The organism is Pseudomonas marginalis, from assembly GCF_001645105.1.
Classification (GTDB): Bacteria; Pseudomonadota; Gammaproteobacteria; order Pseudomonadales; family Pseudomonadaceae; genus Aquipseudomonas; species Aquipseudomonas petroselini.
Genome location: NZ_LKEG01000033.1, coordinates 72,851 through 94,224 on the forward strand (window position 1 = coordinate 72,851; position 21,374 = coordinate 94,224).

Here is a 21,374-nt window from a genome sequence, read left to right on the forward strand (position 1 = left end):
TGGAGTAAATGGCATCGCTCACCAGTGTATCACTACAGTCGGAACTGGTTAGCGGTGGTTGGCAGCCCATTGCCGCATGATTTTCATCCGGTCAGCTAAATATCTAGTTAAGGCTTCACCTCAATGGTGGATCTGTCGCATCATCCGGCCATTATCGTTGTCTTCACATGACACTGGATGTCGGGGTCGTGTCTGTTACAGGAATTTTCAATGCAAAGTCTTTATGCTCCAGGCGCTCGCGTCGTTATCCGTGACTGCGAATGGGTAGTGCGCCGAGCTGATCCCTGCGATGACGGTGGTTACATTCTCACCGTCGATGGGTTATCGGAGCTGGTCAATGGCAAGAGTGCGCAGTTTCTCTCTCGGCTAGAGGAGCAGGCTGACGTGATCCGTATTCTGGATCCGGCAGATACCCGCTTCGAGCAGGACACCACTCCAGGCTTCGAGAAGAGCCGTCTGTTCATCGAAACCCAGCTGCGGCAGATCACTCCAGCAGATGGCAAGATTCATCTGGGCCATCGCGCAGCGATGGATACGGTGCCTTACCAGCTCGACCCAGCGCTGCAGGCGCTCAAGCAGAATCGCCAGAGGATCCTTATTGCCGACTCAGTGGGCCTGGGGAAAACCCTGGAAGCCGGCATCCTGATGACGGAGCTGATCCGCCGGGGCCGCGGCAAGCGCATACTGGTGCTTACGCTAAAAAGCATGATGACCCAGTTCCAGAAGGAGATGTGGAACCGATTCACTATCCCACTGACTCGGCTGGACTCCGCCGGCCTGCAGCGTGTGCGCAATCACATACCGGGTAATCACAACCCTTTCTACTATTACGATAAGTCGATCATCTCTATCGACACGCTGAAGCAGGACAACGAGTATCGCCGCCATCTGGAAGAGGCCTACTGGGACATTATTGTCATCGACGAGGCCCATAACGTCGCCGAGCGCAGCAGTGGCTCGCAGCGTGCCAAGCTCGCGCAACTGCTGGCTGGCCGCTCCGATACGCTGATCATGCTCTCGGCCACGCCGCATGACGGCAAGGCGCGCAGCTTCGCCAGCCTGATGAACATGCTTGACCCGACTGCCATTTCCGATCCGGACGACTACGCCAAGGAGGACTTCCGCGATAAGGGGCTGGTCATCCGTCGCTTCAAGAAGGACATCCGCGACCAGGTAAAGCAGGAGTTCAAGGAGCGAGTAGTCAAGGACATCTACCTGTACGCTTCGCTGGAGGAGGAGGGTGCTTACCAAGCCCTGCTTGATGTGCCCTTCACATACCGTGGCGAGCATAGTGCGACCAGCAACGGCCAGTTAGTGCGTATCGGCCTGCAGAAAGCCATGTTTAGCTCGCCGGCTGCCGCCGAGATATCGGTCAAGCAGCGCATTGCCAAGTTGCAGGGTAAGGGTGCCAGCACCGACGAGCAGACTGAAATTGAAGCGCTTCACAACTTTCAGCACGCCTTGCGCAACATCACCCCGACCAGCTTCATCAAATATCGGGAATTTCTCGGCCTGCTGAACAGCAAGGACTTTGGCTGGAAGAAAAGCGATACCGACGACCGCCTGGTGATCTTCAGTGAGCGTATCGAAACGCTCAACTGGCTGCAGGCCCAATTGCAGCAGGATCTCAAGCTTAAGGACGATGCCATCCAGATACTGCATGGCGGCATGAGCGACATAGAGCAGCAATCCATCGTCGAAGCCTTCGGCAAGCCGGAAACCAAGCTACGTGTATTGCTGTGCTCGGACGTGGCTAGTGAGGGTATCAACCTGCACTACCTGTCTCATCGTCTGGTGCATTTTGATCTGCCCTGGTCGCTGATGGTGTTCCAGCAGCGCAACGGTCGGGTTGACCGCTACGGCCAAGAGCAGACGCCGATCATCACCTACCTGATTGCCCAGAGCAGCAATCCGACGGTCAAGGGCGACCAGCGCATATTGGAAATCCTCAAGGAGAAGGACGATCAGGCCTACCGTAACATAGGTGACCCAGCCACCTTCATGAAGGTCCACGATGCGGACGCTGAAGAAGCGTTGACCATGCAGGCCATGGCCACCGGCACCGACGCACAAACGTTTGATCAGCAATACCAAGCCGATGACAGTAATGAAGGCGACGATCTGCTGGCGCTGTTTCTCAACCCCGAGACCGCGCAGCCGAAAACTCCTGAGCAGGTAGAGCAGTTCACCGTCGACGGCTTCAGCTTGTTCCCCAGTGACTATGAGTTCGTTCGTCAGGGGCTGGAAACCATCAACCGTGAGCGCCGCCAGGTCAACTTCACGGCCAACAATGAGCGTCAAACCATCACCCTGACGCCTCCGGACGACCTGGACTATCGTTTCCGCTTCCTACCCCCGGAGATCCGCCCGGAAGATGGCAGCCTGGTACTTACCGCTGACAAGCAGCGTTTTGCCGAAGAAATTCGCCGTAGTCGTCAGGACGAGAACGCCTGGCCCAAGCTGCACTACCTCTGGCCCCAACATCCGGCGATCCAATGGCTGCAAGACAAGCTGCTGGCCCAAGTGGCTCGGCACAGTGCGCCGGTACTAGCGCTGCCGGATATCGACCGGGTCACCCAGCTAATGCAACCCGACGAGAGTGTGTTCCTGGTCAGTGGCCTGATTCCCAACCGCAAGGCCCATCCAGTGATCTGGAAGTGGTTCGCCATCAGGATCCGTAACGACGCGGTCACGGGCATCGAACCTGCCGAAGCGTGGCTGCAGCGCCTGCAGCTGGACAACCGCTTGCCTAACCGCGCTCAGCCGCTGGCAATCGTTCAGCTAGAACGTCTGCGGCCGGCAGTGATTACCGCCGCGCGCAACCAGATGCAGCAACTGCAACAGGATTACATCGCCACACACCGACCGCAGCTGGAACGTCAGCTGGCCGAGCTCAAGGTGCTTAAGGGGCGTCAGGTCCTGCAGCTCGATCTGCAACTGGAAAGTTCCAGTCAGGCGGAGCATTTCAAGGCCGCTCGCAAAGAAGAGCGTCTGAACCGGATTGAAAAGGTGTTTGCCGACTACCAGACCTGGGTGCAGGACACCCACACCATAGAACCGGTGCCGTTTATTCAGATTATTGCCATATTTACCCGGGCCACAAACTGAGTAGCCGGGCTCAGGCAAAGGAGTAACAGTTAAATGTCGTTACAGGACAGCGTGGCCACCTTTGTCGGGTTGAGCAACGATAACGAGTTTTTTAGCGCTCATTACCTTGCAGAGGTATTCCAGGGCGACCTGGTTGACACCATCAAAGAGTGGGAAATCCGGGAAGAGCAGGGCGATGGCTTCGTCACCCCGCACCGCGCTCTGCGCAACCTGAATCAGGGCTATTTTGCCCTGCGCCACAAGCTCAAGACTGAGCGCAGCGCCAGTGAGCGCATCCGTCTGCAACGCGAGTTCTACCGCGACCTGCTTGTTGCGCTGGGTATTCCCTACCAGCCCGGCAACCGTGAGGTTGCCGCCAATATGGAGCTGCCAGTGCTCAGTGTGCTGGGTGACCAGCTATGGGTGTTGGGTGCACTGGATGCTGATAGCGAGGGCGAAGATCCGCTGTCGCTGCAACTGCACCGTGACCAGTTCTTCGGCTCTGGTCCGCACCACGACAAATTGAACAATACCGACTGGTACCGCATCCTCAATGAAGTGGTGTTTCGCCAATCCAGCCCGTTTAACGAGCAGCCGCCGCGTTGGGTACTGCTGCTCAGCGACCGCCAGGGCATTCTGATTGACCGCTACAAGTGGTCGCAGAATCGCATGCTGCGTTTTGACTGGGAAGAGATTCTCGGACGTAGAGACGACCGCACCCTCAAGGCCACCGCGGTACTGCTGCACCGAGAAAGCCTGGTGCCGGATGATGGCCAGAGCCGACTCGACAGCCTGGATGAAAACAGCCACAAGCACGCCTTTGCCGTCTCCGATGATCTGAAATACGCCCTGCGTCACGCTATTGAGTTGCTCGGTAACGAAGCGGCTGCGCAACTGGTCGAGCAGGCCCGAGACCGCAAAGAGGGCATATACAGTGGCAGTAATGCGCTGGACCCCGACCAGTTGTCCAGCGAATGCCTGCGCACTATGTACCGCATCCTTTTCCTGTTCTATATCGAAGCTCGGCCAGAGCTCGGCTACCTGCCGCACCAGCACGATGCCTGGCGTCAAGGCTACAGTCTGGAAAGCCTGCGCGATCTGGAAAGTGTTCGCTTGACCACCGAAGAAAGCCGTCGCGGTCACTATTTTCACCACAGCCTGCAGCGCATGTTCGGCCTGATCTACAACGGCCACCAGCTCAACCGCCAACTCGACCAGTTGCACGAAAGCACCGCCAACGGCTTCACCCTGCAGGGCCTGGACAGCCACCTGTTTGACCCGGCTAACACTCCGTTGCTCAACCGCGTCACCTTCAGCAACGAAACCCTGCAGCGAGTAATCCAGAGCATGTCCTTGACCCGGCCTCAGAAGGGCCGTAAGCGTCGTGGTCGTGTCAGCTACACCCAGCTCGGCATCAACCAGCTCGGTGCCGTGTATGAAGCGCTACTCAGTTACCGTGGTTTCTTTGCCACCGAGGCCCTCTATGAAGTCGCCGCCAAAGGCCAAAACATTAACCCTGATGAACTGGAAACCGGCTTCTTCGTCACGCAAAGCCAGCTGAACGAATTCGACGAAGACAGCGAATGGGTTTACGACATCGAGGACAAAAAGAAAAAGCTGCGCGTCCACCCCAAAGACAAATTCATCTACCGGATGGCCGGGCGCGATCGGGAAAAATCCGCCAGCTATTACACCCCGGAAGTGCTTACCAAAAGCCTGGTGAAGTACACCCTCAAGGAGCGCCTGACAGGCGACGTCACCGCCAACGACATCCTCAACCTGACCGTATGCGAACCTGCTATGGGCAGTGCGGCCTTCTTGAACGAGGCCGTCAACCAGCTCGCAGAGGCCTACCTCACGCGTAAACAACAGGAACTGGGCCAGCGGATTCCCCACGAGGACTACCAGCACGAACTGCAGCGGGTAAAAATGCACATCGCCGACCACAACGTGTTCGGTGTTGACCTCAACCCTATCGCTGTTGAACTGGCGGAAGTCTCCCTCTGGCTTAACGCCCTTAGCGGTGGCCACAACGTACCCTGGTTCGGCTACCAGCTGTTCACCGGCAATAGCTTGATTGGTGCTCGCCGCGAGGTCTACCGCGCCAGCACACTCAAGAAACAAGCCAAGGAGGGACTCTGGTACAACCATGCCCCGCGCCGGCTCAACCCCTTTAGCCTGCTGGAGCAGGCAGGCGAGGGAGGGCGAAAAGAAGGGGAGATTTACCACTTCCTGCTGCCTGACCCTGGCATGGTCGGCTACAACGATAGCGTGGCCAAACAGCTGCGTCCGGATGCCTTCAAGGCAATCAAAGACTGGAAAAAAGCTTTCTGTGCTCCGTTCGAAGCGCAGGAAATTCGCACCTTGCAAACGCTCAGTGATGCAGTCGATCGCCTGTGGCGCGAACACACCCAGATGCTGGAGCTGCACCGCCGGCGCACCGAAGACAGCTACCCCTTGTGGGGTCAGCAGGGTATGGCCGAACACCACACCAGCACCAAAGAAAAAGACCAGCTGCGCACCACCGGCATCTTCAATACCAATGCCCGCATCGCATCGCCCTACCGCCGCTTGAAACTAGCGATGGACTACTGGTGCGCCCTCTGGTTTTGGCCGCTGGACAAGGCAGAGCAACTGCCTGACCGGCAAAAATGGCTGTTTGACCTCAACACCATCCTCAATAGCGCCGGCACCTTCGAATTCGCCCCGACTCAAGAAGGCCTTTTCGGTGTTGAGCAGGAGCAGGGTGAAAACCTCTTCGTGAAACCCATTGAGGACCTTTTCGCTACCGACGAGCCCCAACAGACCCTACGTGCCGAAACCCAAGCTGTCCGCGACGTTAGCACCCAGCAGGGCGAGCTCAACCTGGAAAAGCTGTTCAAGAATCCGTTTTTTAACACTCTGGCCATCGCCAACGAGCTGGGTGAGCACTTCCGCTTCTTCCACTGGGAACTGGCCTTTGCCGACATTTACGCCAAGCGAGGTGGCTTCGACATCACGCTGGGTAACCCGCCCTGGCGCAAGGTGGAATGGCAGGAAGGCGGCGTGCTCGGTGATTACAACCCGGCTTTTGTATTGCACGGGCTCAGCGCCAAGCAGCTCACCGACCAGCGTGAAGCCGCCTTCGAGCGCAGCCCCCAATTGCAAAAGGCCTGGTTTGACGAGCTGGCGGAAGCGGAAGGCTCACAGGCGTTTCTCAATGCCACCCAGAACTATCCGCAGCTCGCTGGGCAGAAGGCCAACCTGTACAAGTGCTTTCTGCCCCGGGCCTGGGCTAATGCAAACGGGCGAGGGGTGAGTGGCTTCTTGCATGAAGATGGGCCTTATGAAGATGCCAATGGTGGGCGCTTCAGAGCAGAAGTTTATACGCGGCTGCGTAATCACTTCCAGTTTATTAATCAACGAAAGCTCTTTCCAATTGGGCATACTCGAAAGTACAGCGTAAATATTTACGGATCGCCGAAAAGTGCACCAAGTTTTAACAATATCGCCAACCTGTTTGTTCCACAGACCATCGATGCTTCCTTTGTCCACGATGGTCTGGGCATGGTAGGGGGGATTAAGAACGAAGAAACGGGGGACTGGAACCAGGTTGGACACCGTGATCGTATTATTGAAGTCGGTCTGAAAGAGCTGGCCCTGTTTGCCCTGCTATATGACGATGCCGGCACTGATCCGCTGGAAGCCCGCCTGCCTGTCTTGCATGCTCGGCAGCTGATAGACGTGCTAAAAAAATTCGGATCCCTCCAGAAGACCATAAGGTCTCTGGGTGATTCTGTTCGAACAGTCGATGTCCATTTTGATGAAACTCAAGCTCAAAAGGATGGGGTCATTAAGCGATCAACACAGTTCCCGCAATATCCAAAGCAGTGGGTATTATCAGGTCCGCATTTTTTTGTCGGCACCCCGTTCTACAAAACACCGAGAGCTGTCTGCACTGAGAAGGGCCACTACGACATCCTCGACTTGCAAGTTATGCCGGACGACTACCTACCACGCACCAACTACGTTCCGTTCTGTGCCCCGGAAGTCTATCTTGCGAAAACGCCTAAAGTAACATGGAGGCGGGAAGGTATTGACGAAACGAATTTTTTTACGGAGATGTATCGCGTCTTTAATCGGCGTGCAATTGGCTCTACCTCAGAACGCACCGCTGCTGCCGCAATTATTCCAAAGGAAGTGGCCAACATAGACGGGGCAGTTAGCACAGCTTTTGCTAACCAGGGGGACTTGATTGATTTCGCGGGAATGTTTAATTCTTTGCCAGTCGATTTCTACGTTAAAACAACTGGACGCAGTGACTGTCGTGGAGACTTGATAAAAACGCTCCCCGCTCTGAGTACGCCACAATTAGTTGAGCGAGGACGGCTATTAACACTCTGTTTGAACAGCCTGACTAACCACTACGCCGACCTCTGGCAATCCAACTGGCAAGACAGCTTCCGCAAACAACGCTGGGCCACCCGCGATCCCATCGCCGCGTTGCCGCTGGATTTCTTTGCCAATCTAACCCCCCAGTGGCAGCGCCACAACGCCCTGCGCAGCGACTTCGCCCGCCGCCAGGCCTTGGTAGAGGTCGACGTCCTCGTCGCTCAAGCCCTGGGACTGACCCTAGATGAGCTGCTTACCATCTACCGGGTTCAGTTCCCGGTCATGCGCCAGTACGAAGCCGATACCTGGTACGACCAGAGCGGCCGTATCGTCTTCACACCCAGCAAAGGCCTCGTCGGCGTTGGCCTGCCCAGAAAAGCCCGCAATAGTGATTTGGCCGAGGGCACCCACTACTCGGTCGAGTCCTCGGACTCCAACGCTCATGACGTCGCCCTCGGTTGGGAAGATATCCAGCAATTGACCCAAGGCGTTGTGCGCAAAACCTATCAGGACGACACCCTGCCTGGCGGTCCCTGGGAAACCACCATCACTTACCACGCTCCCTTCTTTAAACCTGATCGGGAAGAAGACTACCGGGTGGCTTGGGCCATTTTTGAGGAGAACGCTGGATGCGCGTAATCACGCGCCGAGCGGTGCAGGCGCATGAGCGGAGATGTGTTGGTTGGCCTAAGGTAAAATTTTTATATTAGGGATCTGGCTGCGCGGCTCAGCGCACTGCAAGGTACCTTCAGCAGGGCATTTGCTCTGTCACAGATAATAAGGACGTTTCATGATTCCCGGCTTGTTGGCCAGCGAAGTATCCGCTGCACTACGCGAATTCATCATTACCGGTTTCGAGACTGAAACCGCCCCATTCCGGGGGGAGTTCCGCCGTCTGGTTGAGGAGCAGCAGGGCGGTGAGGCTTTCATCAAAGGGCCTTACGTTACCGTCGGTTTGCCATTTCTGAGTGGTCAGTCAGGCTGCGATTTCTTTTCTGGATTTAAGACTGAATTCCCTCCTCATGCTCACCAGGAGCAGGCTTGGCGGCGCCTTTCGGCGAATGGCAAAGCAGCCAATACACTGGTGGCAACGGGGACTGGCTCGGGTAAAACAGAATGCTTTATGTACCCGGTGCTGGATTTCTGCCAGAAGGCTGGCAAGCCCGGTATTAAGGCCATTGTCATTTACCCGATGAACGCTTTGGCGACGGACCAGGCCAAGCGTTTTGCCAAAGAAATCTATAACCAACCGTCACTGAAGGGGCTGCGTGTAGGGTTGTTTGTCGGCGGTGATGGCCAGGGCATCAAGGCCATGGGACCGGACCAGGTAATCACGGATAAGGAAACCCTGCGCCAGAATCCGCCCGACGTGCTGCTTACCAACTACAAGATGCTCGACTACCTATTGATGCGCCCTCAGGACCAGAAACTGTGGGTGAACAATGAGCCCGACACCCTCCGTTATCTGGTAGTGGATGAGCTGCATACCTTTGATGGCGCCCAAGGTACGGATCTGTCGCTCCTGATCCGCCGCTTACGTGCCCGCTTCGATCTGTCGCCGGAGCGCTTGATCTGTGTGGGTACATCGGCGACATTGGGAGGTGAAGACAGTTTGGCGGGGCTGCTTCAGTATGCCAGCGATATATTTTCCGCTCCCTTCCCACGGGAGGCGGTGATCACTGAGCAGCGTCAGTCGCCGGATGAATTCATCGACACGCTGTCGTTCCTCAACCTGAATCCGGACATTGGTCCAGAGACCCTGCAGATCGCGCTGCGCCAGGGCTTGAACGAGTATTTGCTGGTCGCTTACGAGTTGTACTTCAGCAAACAGTCAGAGATGGATCTACAGGAAATACCAGGGCGTATAGCGCTTGGTAAGGAGTTGAAACAGCACGGACAACTGGCCAATCTATTGCGACATCTGCGGCAAGGTGACAAGACTCCAACCTTCAGAGAGTTGGCAAATCGTCTGGCCGCTCAGATTCCAAAGCGTTTTCAACGTCAGCCGGAACAGGCACTGATTGCTCTTTTGTCATTGGCAGCTCATGCACGGGCGGAAACGAAGCTGCCACTGATGCAACTGCGACTGCAGCTGTGGGCACGAGAGCTGCGACGTATTGTCGGTACCTTGCGTGAGCCTGTCCCCGCAGATGATCTTGAGATCGAGGAGACCGACAGTATCAAGCGCTTGCAGCCCTTGCTCGCGTTCGGTGATGACCCGCCGGCCAGGGACAAGCAACAGATTCGGTTGCCACTCGTGCAGTGTCGTGAGTGTCACGGTACGGCCTGGTTGACGCGGATGGAGGTGGCGCAGCCGGTCAATCAGCAGATCGAATTGGATCTGGCCAATATTTACTCGGCGTTCTTCAGCAATCACCAGGAAACCGGGTTGTTGATGCCTTGGCAGCCTAGTGGTGATAAGCAGATGAGCGGCCCAAGGTTGACCCATTTCCGGGTTTGCCGTGAGTGTGGCTTTACCGCAGGGCTGGAACATAGCGGTGGGTGCAAGGCATGCCAGGCTGGGAATGAAGCGCTGGTGCGTGTCAGTCGCCCAGATTTGCTCAAGGAGGAGCGTGTCGGCCAGGTAAACCGGGTTGTACATCAGCACAACTGCCCGTACTGCTCCGCAAAAGCATCCCTGGTGGTGTTTGGTGCGCGAGCCGCGAGTCTGAGCGCGGTGGCTATTCATCAGCTATTCAGCAGTCGCGATAACGATGACCGAAAACTGCTGACCTTTAGTGATTCGGTGCAGGATGCAGCACATCGCGCCGGCTTCTTTGCCGCCCGTACCTGGCAGAACAACGTTCGAATGGCCTTGACTCAGCTGCTGGAAAATCAGCCCAGTCCGATACCGCTGTTGCAGATACCGGAATTGTTTGAGCGTTATTGGCTAGAGCATGAAGGTCGGCATGGGCATTTGACGCTGCCGTATTACCTGCGTGAGTTCATGCCGCCGGATAAGCGTTTTGATGGGGACTTTGAATATTTTGAGCAGTCCGGTGAGGTGCGCAATCCGGCCCGGCATTTGAAGATCATCCGTAATCGCATGCTCTGGCAGGTGCTGGAGGATCTGGGTTGGCGTGCGCAGGTTGGTCGCTCGCTAAATCGCTTAGGCATTGCAGCGCTAGAGTGGCCGCTGGATAAGGTGCAGCAGGCTGCGGAACGTTGGGCGACTGAGGTAAATAATACGCTCGGCTATCGGATTGATTCTGAGGCTGCCCAGCAGTATATGCAGGGTCTGATGCTGCATCTGGTGTATCTGGGTGCATTCGCGTTAGAGGACCTCGCGAGCTACCGTTGGAATTCTGGGAAGTCTTATCTGCTGAACCTCCTTGATTACGCGCCGGCCAGCGGTCCGTCTGCCGCTCGTCCACGTTATCCGGCAGCGAGTAATGGTGATGGCTTTGAAGTGCTTTCTGGAAGCCAGGGCGCTACCTGGTACCAGCGTTGGCTGGCTTGTCTGAATCCGGGAGAGTTGGTCGATCGAAAACAGTTGGAGTCGGTGTTGGGGGCGTCGTTCAAGGCTCTTTGTTCGACTGGGCTGCTTAAAGAGGAGCTGAGTGAGCGTGGTGTTCAGTTGTGGGCGGTGGTGCCTGAAGTGCTGCAAGTCACCTCGGAAGTGCATAACGTAGAGTGCCCGGGCCATCGTTCTCTGCTGTTGCCGGCAAGCCATGCCAAGGCTTGGCTTGGCATGCCGCTGTTGAACGCGGCACACCCGGATCTGCATTACTCGCAAGTTGTACCCACACGGGACTCGCTGTATCGCAACCTGTTCCGCCATGGCGTCATTCACCGGGTGATAGCTCATGAGCATACCGGGCTGCTATCCACGCCGGAGCGGATCCGCGTCGAGAACAGTTTTATGCGTGAGGGTGGCAAACCGTGGGAATACAACCTGCTGTCTGCTACGCCGACCCTAGAAATGGGTATCGACATTGGCAACCTGTCCAGCGTGCTGCTTTGCTCCGTGCCGCCGGCACAGGCGAACTACCTGCAGCGCGTTGGGCGAGGTGGGCGGCGTGATGGCAATTCCTTTGTCCTGACCGTGGCCAACGGTCGGCCCCATGACCTGGTGTTCTACGCCGACCCGAGCCGCATGCTGGATACCCCGGTGGAGCCCCCAGCGATTTTTCTCAAAGCGCGGTATGTGTTGCGTAGGCAATTGCTGGCATATGCCATGGACTGCTGGACCAGGGAATCCAGGGGCGACAACCTAGTGCCTTCGAATATGCAGCCGGTGCTGGATGCGGTGGAAAAGGTCCAAGAAGACCGCTTCCCCTATACCCTGCTGAATTTCCTTAAACACAATATGCAGGAAATTTGGGATGGCTTCAGTGCTTATGTAGCCAGAGAGCTCAGTGGTGATGATCTTGAGTTGCTGCGCCAATTCTTGTATGGCGGGCCGCAGCATCTGGATGACCATTTGCAGTTGTATGTGCTTGGGCGGCTCAAGGTGGTTGCTGATGAGCGGGCAAATATGGCTGCGCGCAGTGCGGATCTGAAAAAGCAGATCGATAAGCTAGCCAAGGCACCACAGGACGAGCATACCCGTGACGAACTCGCTGAGCTTGAGCGAGAGCGTGAGGGTTTCAATCGTTTGCGCTATGTGATGAACCGGCGCGAAACGCTCAATTTCCTGACAGATGAAGGCTTACTCCCCAACTACGCCTTCCCAGAGGAAGGAGCAACCTTGCATTCGGTTATCTTCCGATCAGAAAAAGCGACTTCTGGTGATGGGGCTGAGCGCGAGTTGATCAAGCGCGAGTACGAATACCAGCGACCGGCACAGGCAGCGCTGACGGAATTGGCGCCTGAGTCGGTGTTCTATGCCGGTAACCGCAAGGTGAAGATATCCCGAGTGGAAACCGCCAAAGGGCGCAATATTCAGGACTGGAGATTCTGCCCGCGATGCCATTACTCCGCGGCTGCGGACAACCCCACTGCAGGCTTCAGCGAAAAGCTCTGTCCGCGTTGCCATACCAGTCAGTGGGGGGATTCAAGCGCTCGTACCAAGATGCTTAAGATGACTCAGGTGTATGCGTTTACTAACGCACGCGATGCGCTGTTGAATGACCACTCGGATGATCGGGAGCCGGTATTTTTTAGTAAGCAGATGCTGATCGATTTTAAGCCTGCAGATATCCATATCACTTGGGTTTTGGATGATAAGGATCGACCGTTTGGTTTCGAGTTTATCCGCTCGGCGACTTTCCTTGAGGTGAACTTCGGTCGCCGTGACGGCGACGAGATAATGTTCCAGGTGGCTGGCGAGCAGTTGCAGCGATCCGGTTTTGCCGTTTGTCGCGAGTGTGGCTCGGTGCAGAGCCGTAAGGTGATGGCAGGCAAGGGCGAGCCGGTTCATCTGAAGAGCTGTAGCTATGCCAAGGGCGTGAAAAAGCTTGTCAATGGCGGTGAAGACTTTGGACTGGACAACTGCCTGTATCTGTACCGCCAATTTACCTCGGAAGCCCTACGTATTCTGTTGCCAAGACTGGCAACGGGGGGGACTGAAGAGCAGATTAACTCCTTTGTTGCAGCCCTGCAGTTGGGACTCAAACGACGGTTTGGCGGCAAAGTTGACCATCTGCGAGTAGCCCACCAGAGCGAGCCGATAGGGGAAACAGACGAACGTCGACATTTTATTGTGTTGTACGACTCTGTGCCTGGCGGGACTGGGTATCTGCATGAGCTACTGAGCCGGGCTGAGAACATGCAGGCTGTGTTCCGCATGGCTTACGATGTCATGGTGACGTGTGATTGCTACGAGCACACGATGGATGGTTGTTATCGCTGCCTGCTGGAGTACCGCAATGCCTATGGCATGGAGAGCACGAGTAAGGCGATAGCCTTGGAAATGCTCAAGGACATTGTCGAAGGTGAGCATGAGTGGGTGCAGAACAGTGAGTCCCTAAGTTCCCTCTCCGGTAATCCATGGGTGGAGAGTGAGCTGGAAGCACGTTTCCCCGAGGCGCTTGCGCGATTCAGTGGCATGGATTGCGTCAGCGGTCAGAAGGTCAGGGTATCGGCTGACATCATTCACGGTAAGACCGGTTACCGGCTAACGATCGGCGAGCAGGCCTATGAAGTGGAGCCCCAGGTTGATCTGGGCAAGGCTGAGAGTGTCCAGTTTGCCAGTCGACCGGATTTCGTGCTTTGGCCTGCATCGGCTGGTTTCAAGCCAGTTGCGATCTTCCTTGATGGCTACCAATTTCACGGTCAGAAAAGTAGCGAGGACTTGATCAAGCGACAAAGCTTGATGCATGCCGGTTTCGTGGTATGGACGTTGAACTGGTATGACGTTAACAAGGTGATCGGTGATAAAGCCTCGGATGTGCCATTACTAACCGGTATGACTTCACCAGCGCAGCATCATCAGGCGATCGCGGGGCTGGCAAAATTGGCAGGGACAGCCAATACGGCTCAACACTTGAGCATGCCCACCTTCGACTTACTCATGCACTTTCTTGCCGATCAGAATCCGCAAGCGTTGTCGGAGCAAGCGCTATTTTTCATTCTGCAATGCTTGCCAGCTGCTTCGTTGGCCGACGCCGAAGTTCGGGCGAAGCTTTTGCAAAGTCTCCATGGTTTGCCGGTAAGCTATACCGATCAGCAACCAGAACCGATAGCTCTCGCGGGGGCGGTGGAAGTCAAGGATGCGCAAGGGGCTGCGCTGATCAGCTTGGGCTTGATTGCCGGTGCGGATTTGATCAGACAGTTTGATCTGAACCAAGCCTTGGTGTCATTTTGCTATGACTTGAGGCAAGGCAGTGAAGAGGCTGCTCGCTATCAATGGCAGAGGTTCTGGGCTGCGGTGAATTTTCTGCAGTTCCTGCCACTGTTTTATGCCTGGACACCCCGGTCCAAGCACGATGGGACAGCTGCAGGCTTGCTCTGGCCGTTGGTTGGTGCGGTGGCCGAAGAGTCGGTGGAAGCACGCCAGTTGCCCAACTGGTTCCAGCTGCTGGATGAGAACGTAGCCACCGTCTTGGGTGAGCATCAGATTGCTTGGCCTATGTCTGCTGTTGTCGGCGATGCGGTTATGGATGAGCAGGGTGAGGTGGTCGGTGAAGCAGAGCTGCTGTTGCCCGAGCAGAAAATTGCTCTGCTGCTTGAGCATTTGGAAGACCAGCAGGCGGCGATGGCGTATTTGCAGAAAGCAGGTTGGATCATCGTTTCCAGCGCCGAGGATCTGGTTAAGGCCATCACCCAATTGAATTCAGGAGCCTGAGATGGTTAGTGTTGCGTTTTCGGACAAATATTTTGACAGCCTGTTGAAGCTCACGCCGAACGAGCAAGCTCAGGCTAACAAGGCGGTCATGCTGTTCCAGCAGGATCCGCAGCATGGCGGTCTGCACTACGAAAAGCTGACAGCTTTCAGGGATGACAAACTGCGTTCGATCCGGGTGAACCAAGATGTTCGAATCATCCTGGCGACAGTGGAGAAACAGAACTTATATCTGATGCTCTACATAGACCACCACGAGCAGGCTTACTTTTGGGCGGCCCGTCGTAAGGTCGAGATCAACCCCAACACAGGCAGTCTGCAAGTATTTACTGTTCAGGAGCAAGAGTTGGTGGCGCCCGAACAGCCTGCCATGGTTGCACAGCCTGGGCTGTTTGATTCCATCCGCGATCGTCAGCTGATTCAGTTGGGAGTGCCGGAGGAGGCCTTGCCACTGGTGCGTAGCATGAAGATCGAGGCTGATCTGGACACGGCGCGCCTTAATGAGCAGATCCCGGCAGATGTACATGATGGCTTGTTCATGTTGATGGCTGGCGCCAGCTTCCAGGAGGCTTTCAACGAGGTTGTTCCAGTAGTTACACAGCAGGTGGATACCGACGACTTCACTACGGCATTGGCGCGCCCCGAATCTCGCGCGTGCTTTGTTGTGGCAGAAAATGAAGAGGCACTACAGGAGGTGCTCAATCAGTCGCTGGAGAAATGGCGGGTTTTTCTGCACCCGGCGCAGCGGCGCTTGGTGGAAGGCAAGAAGAATGGCCCGGTGCGAGTGCTGGGCGGTGCCGGTACTGGCAAGACCGTAGTGGCCATGCATCGTGCCAAATGGCTGGCCGAGCATGTGGCCAGTCCAGGTAATAAGGTGCTGTTCACCACCTTTACTCGCAACCTAGCGACGGATATCCAGCAAAATCTGAACAAGATTTGCAACCCGGCACAACGCGAACGTATCGAGGTAATCAACCTGGATGCTTGGGTGATCAGCTTCCTGAAGAAGCAGGGCTATGATTATGGGCTGTTGATGAATGCCCAGCAGGAAAGGCAACTCTGGGAGCAGGCTTACTCCGATAAGCCGGCAGGCTCTGAGCTGAGTCTCGCGTTCTTCCAGGAAGAATGGGCGAGGGTGGTTCAGCCACTATCGATCATGACTGCCGATGAGTTCAAGACCGCTTCACGTATCGGTCGCGGCACGCCACTGAATAGGCAGCAGCGTATCGATATCTGGCCTGTGTTTGAACGCTACCGACATCTGCTGTCGAGCAATTACCTCAAGGAACCGGATGACGCTTATCGCGATGCGCGCCGGCTGCTTGAAGGCCGCGCTGAGCTCCGACCGGAGCTGTGCGCAGTTATCGTGGATGAGGCGCAGGATATGGGCACCCAGGCATTCATGCTGATTCGTGCTCTGGTACCTCCGAGTTCTAACGATTTGTTCATTGTCGGGGATGGGCACCAGCGCATTTATGGCAAGAACAAGGTGATATTGGGCCAATGCGGTATCGATATTCGAGGTCGCAGTTCCCGCCTCAAAGTGAACTACCGTACTACGGATGAAACCCGAAAGGTCGCGGTTAGTGTGCTTGAGGGTGTGTCCGTGGACGATCTTGATGGCGGCGAGGATAGCAACGCTTATTACCATTCGCTGATGCACGGACCTAGTCCGGTCATCAGGAGTTTTGCCGGTATGGCTGAGCAGGTACGACAGGTCATAGGGGACCTTCAGGCCAATGATATGGCCTCTGACAATTGCTGCGTGATCGCTCGTACCCGCAAGGAATTACTGGAAATTCAAGCTACATTCGAGAGCTGTGGCCTGCGCTGTCATATGCTGGATCGTGACAGTGCCTCCACCCCTGATGGTGCCATCAACCTGGCGACCATGCACCGGGTGAAGGGGCTTGAATTTGATGCGGTATTCATCCTCTCTGTGAATAAGGGTTTGGTCCCCCTGGACTTCGTGGTTAGCCAGGCAGCTGATCTGGTGACCAGACGCCAGAAGGAAAACGAGGAGCGTGCGCTCATTTACGTCAGTCTGACCAGGGCTCGAAAGCTGGCGTTTGTCTATGGGTACGGACAGATGAGTGAGTGGTTTTGAAATAGAAGGCCACGGTTGGGTTGTGAGGCACAACTCTTTAGGCTCTCAATGCGCGCTGGAGGCGATGCCTTGCCTTCGGTCGCATTGGAGTCCAGTTTTCGCTCAAAGGTCGAAAACCCATGGTATTTCTAGGCGCCGAGTGATCAACCGAGCAGTGAGTAGATAGTAATATCGGGTCTCCTCGCTGCGCTGTTTCAGTCGATATTTGAGAAACCAAGCCAGATGTTTCCGCTTCCAACCCCAAGGCGTCTGCCGCTGCCATCGCTCTGCAATTGCAGCGTGGATAATCTTCGCTTGCCGCAAATGTCGCTGACGCGTCGCATGCGATCCGGTCAGCACACCACCCAAGAACACCTCCATATCAAACGCTTTGGTCATACCCGCCCCCCGATGTACGCAGCAACTACTTCGATGCGGCCATGCCCCAGTTCATAGCTGATCTGTATGCGAGCCTCACGATCGAGGGGCCGATCTACGGCAAAGCAATGACCACCGTTAATTGGTGCACGATGCTGGGTAATCTGCTCATAGCGCTCACACGCGAACGCCGCGCGCAGTTCATGAAAGCCTTTCAGATCATGTGCATGCAGGACCTCCCGTGCCGCTCCGGCTACTCGCTGCAAAAGGTTCGCATAGCTTTCGCTTGGCGCAATCATGTTGCGGCTACCCGCCGGCGACACTTGCGCCGCAAGCCTCAGTGCATCGCGAATACGGTCATCCACCCCAATCCATCGGGGCGCCGATGCACCTCCTCGGCCACCTTTCGTGCCGTCCTGGATATTGATCTTGCCGAGCTTATGGGCCTCGCGGATCAATCGGGGCAAATCAGCCAATATGGCTTCGCGCAAGCGCATCCCTGTGGCCCGTGCCAACTTAACAATCGCCGCAGCGCGTAGCTGTTCACGATCGCAAAGCGCATCGACAATCTGCTGCACTTTCGCGCGATCTTGCCCCAGTGGTACTGAGTGACGAACCCTGCTGCGCTGTACACCCAACGTCTTGCTCGGGCTTGGCAACCTCAAATGCCGATCACCTCGAAGCGCCTCCAAACCGATGTTCACACTGGACAGGCGATTCACCGCTGTACTGACGGCGATCTCACCCCGCTCGACCTGACCGCCAACGTAAGTCGCGTAGTCCGCAAGTACTTGGTGATCAATCTTCTGCGCGTCATTGATACCCGGGCCATCGCTGGACGAGCACCATCTAGCAAAGATTCTGCACCGATCACAATGTGCTCTAACGGTGCCAAAGTGGCCGCCGCCATATTTGCCTTGCAATGCGTAGCTTAGTGCGTAGCTCAATTGCCTGCCCCAGCCGAAGTTCCGGCCATCACGCTTACCGACCCGTTTCATACCCTTTACCTCCGTCACCACCTCTCGAACCGTTGCCCCCACGTCATCCCGCCAAGAATGCTGAGTGTTATCAGGGATCAAGGCCCCTGCGGCCTGTGGGGATGTCCACTTACGCGGGACTTACGGCTCCTTACGGCCAAGAGCTTGGGCATCTCATGATCTGGCCTCCTGAACACCGTTACCGGTGGGCGGGTGGAGGCAGTGCTGGCTGACTAAACCAGCGCCTGAAGATCCTGAGCCGGGTGAAGGCAGCAATGCGATGACCGGGGCATGCCTGACTGTCAGTCAGGTGCAGTCCATTCCCTGGTCTGCGGCACCATCATCTGCATGGCTGTTGCTGGTGACATCGGCGTTTGTCACGCCGATTGTCACGAGGGGGATTGCCGCAAAGTCATGTGTGATCAGGGCTGCAGCAGTGGTAGGAGTGCCCGTCTCTTTCCAGAAGAAAGAGACGGGCACAGGTTGGCGCAATATCCGGCCAAGCGGATAGGTTGCTGCAGGGCAGCGCAGGACGGTGTTTCTGGCGCATGAGGGCCATATGTGTAAGAGCATCCATCACTGGGAGTGACCGGGCGAGCTGCCGGATGCGAATCGCCCTTGGGGAGAACCACCGCGGGAGCGGCGTGACCTTGAAGGTTCGGGCCACTTGGGGTGCTGTCATCGACAGCGCTTGCACGGCCAGTTCTACGCCTGTGGATAAACCCGGTCAAGGGTCGAAATTCAGCGCTGCTTGGGATGAGAAAAGCGGTTATCCACCGGTGGAATTCCGTGGTAAATCCTGGACAACGTGGTCGCTTTTAGCTCTTCAAAGTAAGGTCCATCCAAACAGGGCGGCTTTGCAGCCCTGTTTGGATGGACCCGCGCTTAGAAGCGGATAAACGAGGCTGCTTGCCCCGAATCTTGAACGTTCAGTTGTTGTCGCTGCAGTTCTTACGCCTGTACAGCGCTAGCGGATCGGCACCACGTTCTTGTCTCTGACTTGGCCGTATGCTGAGGCGAGCAGGCTACCGGTGGCGGCTTTCTGGATGTGCTCACTCCACCAGGCCATCATCGGACGCCGGCGCTCAATGTAGTCGGCGCGGTTGTAGGCGCTCCGCACCTCATCCCTGTCGACGTGCGCCAGTGCGACTTCAATAAGCTCCGGGTCCCACCCATGCTCATTCAAGATGGTGCTCGCCATCGAACGCATGCCGTGGCTGACTAAGCGATCCTGGAAGCCCATACGCTTCAACGCCATGTTGGCAGTTTGGCTATTGGCGTGGGTGCGTGGATTTCTGTCTGCCGGGAAGACGTATTCGCGATGGCCGCTGTGAGACTTGAGTGATTCCAGTAGTGCAACAGCGTGATCACTCAACGGGATGCTGTGTGGACGGCGCTTCTTCATTTGCTCCGGAGGGATGGTCCAGACACGCCTCTCAAAGTCGATGTCTGTCCAACGAGTGGTCGCCGCCTCGGCAGGGCGAGTCATGGTATGCAACTGCCATTCGATCAGACAGCGGGTGGTGCGTTTGATGCTGGCGTTCGCGATCTCCAGCATGAGCTCGGGGAGCTCTTCTGGCGGAAGCGCAGCCATGTTCTCTTTCTTGGGCTTCTTGAAAACCGCCCTGATACCGCTGAGCGGGTTGGCGAAGATCAGGCCTGAGTTCACGCCGTAGGTCATGATCTCGTTCAGCCGCTGACTAAGACGCTTGACCGTCTCCAAGCTGCCTTTCGCTTCGATCGGACGAAGCAATTCGATCACCATCGGCGCGGTGATTTTCGCGAGTGGCGTCGTCTTCAAATCGGGGAGCAGGTGCAGCGTTAGCGATCGCCAAATGTCCTCGGCGTAGGCCGAGGTGACCGAGTCTTTCTTGAGCTCGAACCAGGCGGTAGCCACGTTCTCGAAGGTGTGTTCCGTTTCTGCGCGCTTGGCTTCATTCAGCGTATTGCGCTGCACCTTCGGGTCGATGCCCTGGGCGAGCAGCTCGCGCGCTTCGACTGCCTTCTTTCGTGCGTTCGCCAGTGACAGTTCGGGGTAGGTCCCGAAGCCGATGTTGATGCGCTTTTTGGTGAGCGGTTCGCGGTAGTTGAAATTCCACAGCAACGAGCCGTTGCTGCGTACGCGGAGCTGCAAACCGTCACCGTCAGTGAGGACGTAATCCTTGGACGCGGGCTTGACTCCCTTGAGCTGTCGATCGGAGAGGCGGAGGTTTTGGGTAGGCATGAGATTGTCCTCAGGCACTGATTCGGTATTCCAAAGATTAGCACCGGATGGGCTGGAATACTGTTTGGAATACCCGAATGGCTGGAACTCAAAAAATCTCATAGGACCGCAAAAGCACTGGAGGTCGCGTATTTACTGGATCTCAGGCACAAAAAAAGACGTCCGTGGACGTCTTTTTTTGATCATTTGGTGGAGCCGGGGGGATTTGAACCCCCGTCCGCCAGTACTCCGCTGTCGGTACTACATGCGTAGCCGTTTCTATTAAGTTAACCCTCAGCGACCCGAAGGGCAGGGTGCTTTGGGCGAGTTGTGTAAGTTTTAGCCGCTTCGTCCACAACGTACTGCACGGCGATTCTGTTCTATATGACAATCACTTTGGGTTTACAGACATCCCCTGGTGATTGCTGGACCCGAAGGTACCAGAAGCTCAGGGCTAAGGCTGCTTACGCAGCGAGAGCGAATTCCTGGCCGTAGTTTTCGTCATTGGCAACTATAAGAAGTTGCAACAGTGGATTTACGAGTTCTGTTACCAACTCGGCATGCACCTAAAGTTTCGCGACCGGCGTCGAATCCTAAACGGCCCCGTGCTTGTAACTCGTTGTTTCTTAGTGAGTGACAAGCCTGTGCAGTGTACGCCAAACGGTCACGGAAGGCCAACCCGAAGGTTGGCCTTCCGTGAAGGAGCAGCCTATTGACCGCCTTTTTCGCTGTTCTGCAGGTCTTGCAGTGCCTTCGAGGTGATCTCGATGCACCTTTTGTCATCGCCCGCGGCGTGGGCCGCTTTGGCTTGGGAGACGGCGGTGTCGATCTCGCCGCTTTTACCGCTGGTGTCAGTGGCGAGCAGCGCTTTACCGTTGTTGATTTTGTCCAGATTGATTTTGCACAGATCGGGCTCGCCCGCAGCGAACACAGGCGAAGCCAACATCGCAGCGGTAACGAACAAGCCAGCAAGAGCGGAACGCTTCATAGGGTATCTCCTTGCGCAAAGGGGCTCGACGCTGCTGGCGTTGAACGGTTGCCAGCGAC

General features: G+C 56.2%; 8 protein-coding genes and 1 other RNA gene. 4 read left to right on the top strand and 5 right to left on the bottom strand.

Annotated elements, in window-relative coordinates; genetic code table 11:
* Positions 1-210 precede the first annotated feature (210 nt).
* From AO064_RS09135 to AO064_RS09150, 4 genes are all read left to right on the top strand, one after another.
* Positions 211-3,108: a DEAD/DEAH box helicase gene (locus AO064_RS09135; protein WP_082893913.1), complete on the top strand. Its 2,898-nt coding sequence runs from the start codon at positions 211-213 to the stop codon at positions 3,106-3,108.
* A gap of 33 nt (positions 3,109-3,141) precedes the next feature.
* Entirely contained in the window at positions 3,142-8,097 is a 4,956-nt protein-coding gene (locus tag AO064_RS09140) for an Eco57I restriction-modification methylase domain-containing protein (protein ID WP_064053107.1), read from the top strand.
* A gap of 151 nt (positions 8,098-8,248) precedes the next feature.
* Positions 8,249-14,686 (top strand): DEAD/DEAH box helicase, encoded by a 6,438-nt coding sequence (locus AO064_RS09145; protein WP_064053108.1) that lies wholly within the window; start codon positions 8,249-8,251, stop codon positions 14,684-14,686.
* A gap of 1 nt (position 14,687) precedes the next feature.
* The gene (locus AO064_RS09150; RefSeq protein ID WP_064053109.1) at positions 14,688-16,790 is read left to right on the top strand and encodes a UvrD-helicase domain-containing protein; all 2,103 of its coding nucleotides are present in this window, start codon (positions 14,688-14,690) and stop codon (positions 16,788-16,790) included.
* Between the two features lie 102 nt (positions 16,791-16,892).
* Here AO064_RS09150 and AO064_RS31200 read toward each other — a convergent pair whose 3' ends face one another.
* From AO064_RS31200 to AO064_RS09175, 5 genes are all read right to left on the bottom strand, one after another.
* Positions 16,893-17,168, bottom strand: coding sequence for a hypothetical protein (locus AO064_RS31200; RefSeq protein ID WP_064053110.1), 276 nt, complete (start codon positions 17,166-17,168; stop codon positions 16,893-16,895).
* Positions 17,165-18,145 carry an integrase domain-containing protein gene (locus tag AO064_RS09160; RefSeq protein ID WP_064053111.1) on the bottom strand — a complete coding sequence of 327 codons (981 nt, stop codon included), beginning with the start codon at positions 18,143-18,145 and terminating at the stop codon, positions 17,165-17,167. Before AO064_RS09160 ends, AO064_RS31200 begins: the two co-directional genes overlap by 4 nt.
* 946 nt (positions 18,146-19,091) lie before the next feature.
* Positions 19,092-20,348: an integrase domain-containing protein gene (locus AO064_RS09165; protein WP_064053112.1), complete on the bottom strand. Its 1,257-nt coding sequence runs from the start codon at positions 20,346-20,348 to the stop codon at positions 19,092-19,094.
* Between the two features lie 187 nt (positions 20,349-20,535).
* Positions 20,536-20,932: a transfer-messenger RNA gene (ssrA, locus tag AO064_RS09170) on the bottom strand.
* A 104-nt stretch (positions 20,933-21,036) separates the two neighbouring features.
* A complete protein-coding gene (locus tag AO064_RS09175; RefSeq protein ID WP_064053113.1) occupies positions 21,037-21,315 on the bottom strand; it encodes a hypothetical protein in 279 nt (92 codons plus the stop codon).
* Positions 21,316-21,374: the final 59 nt, after the last annotated feature.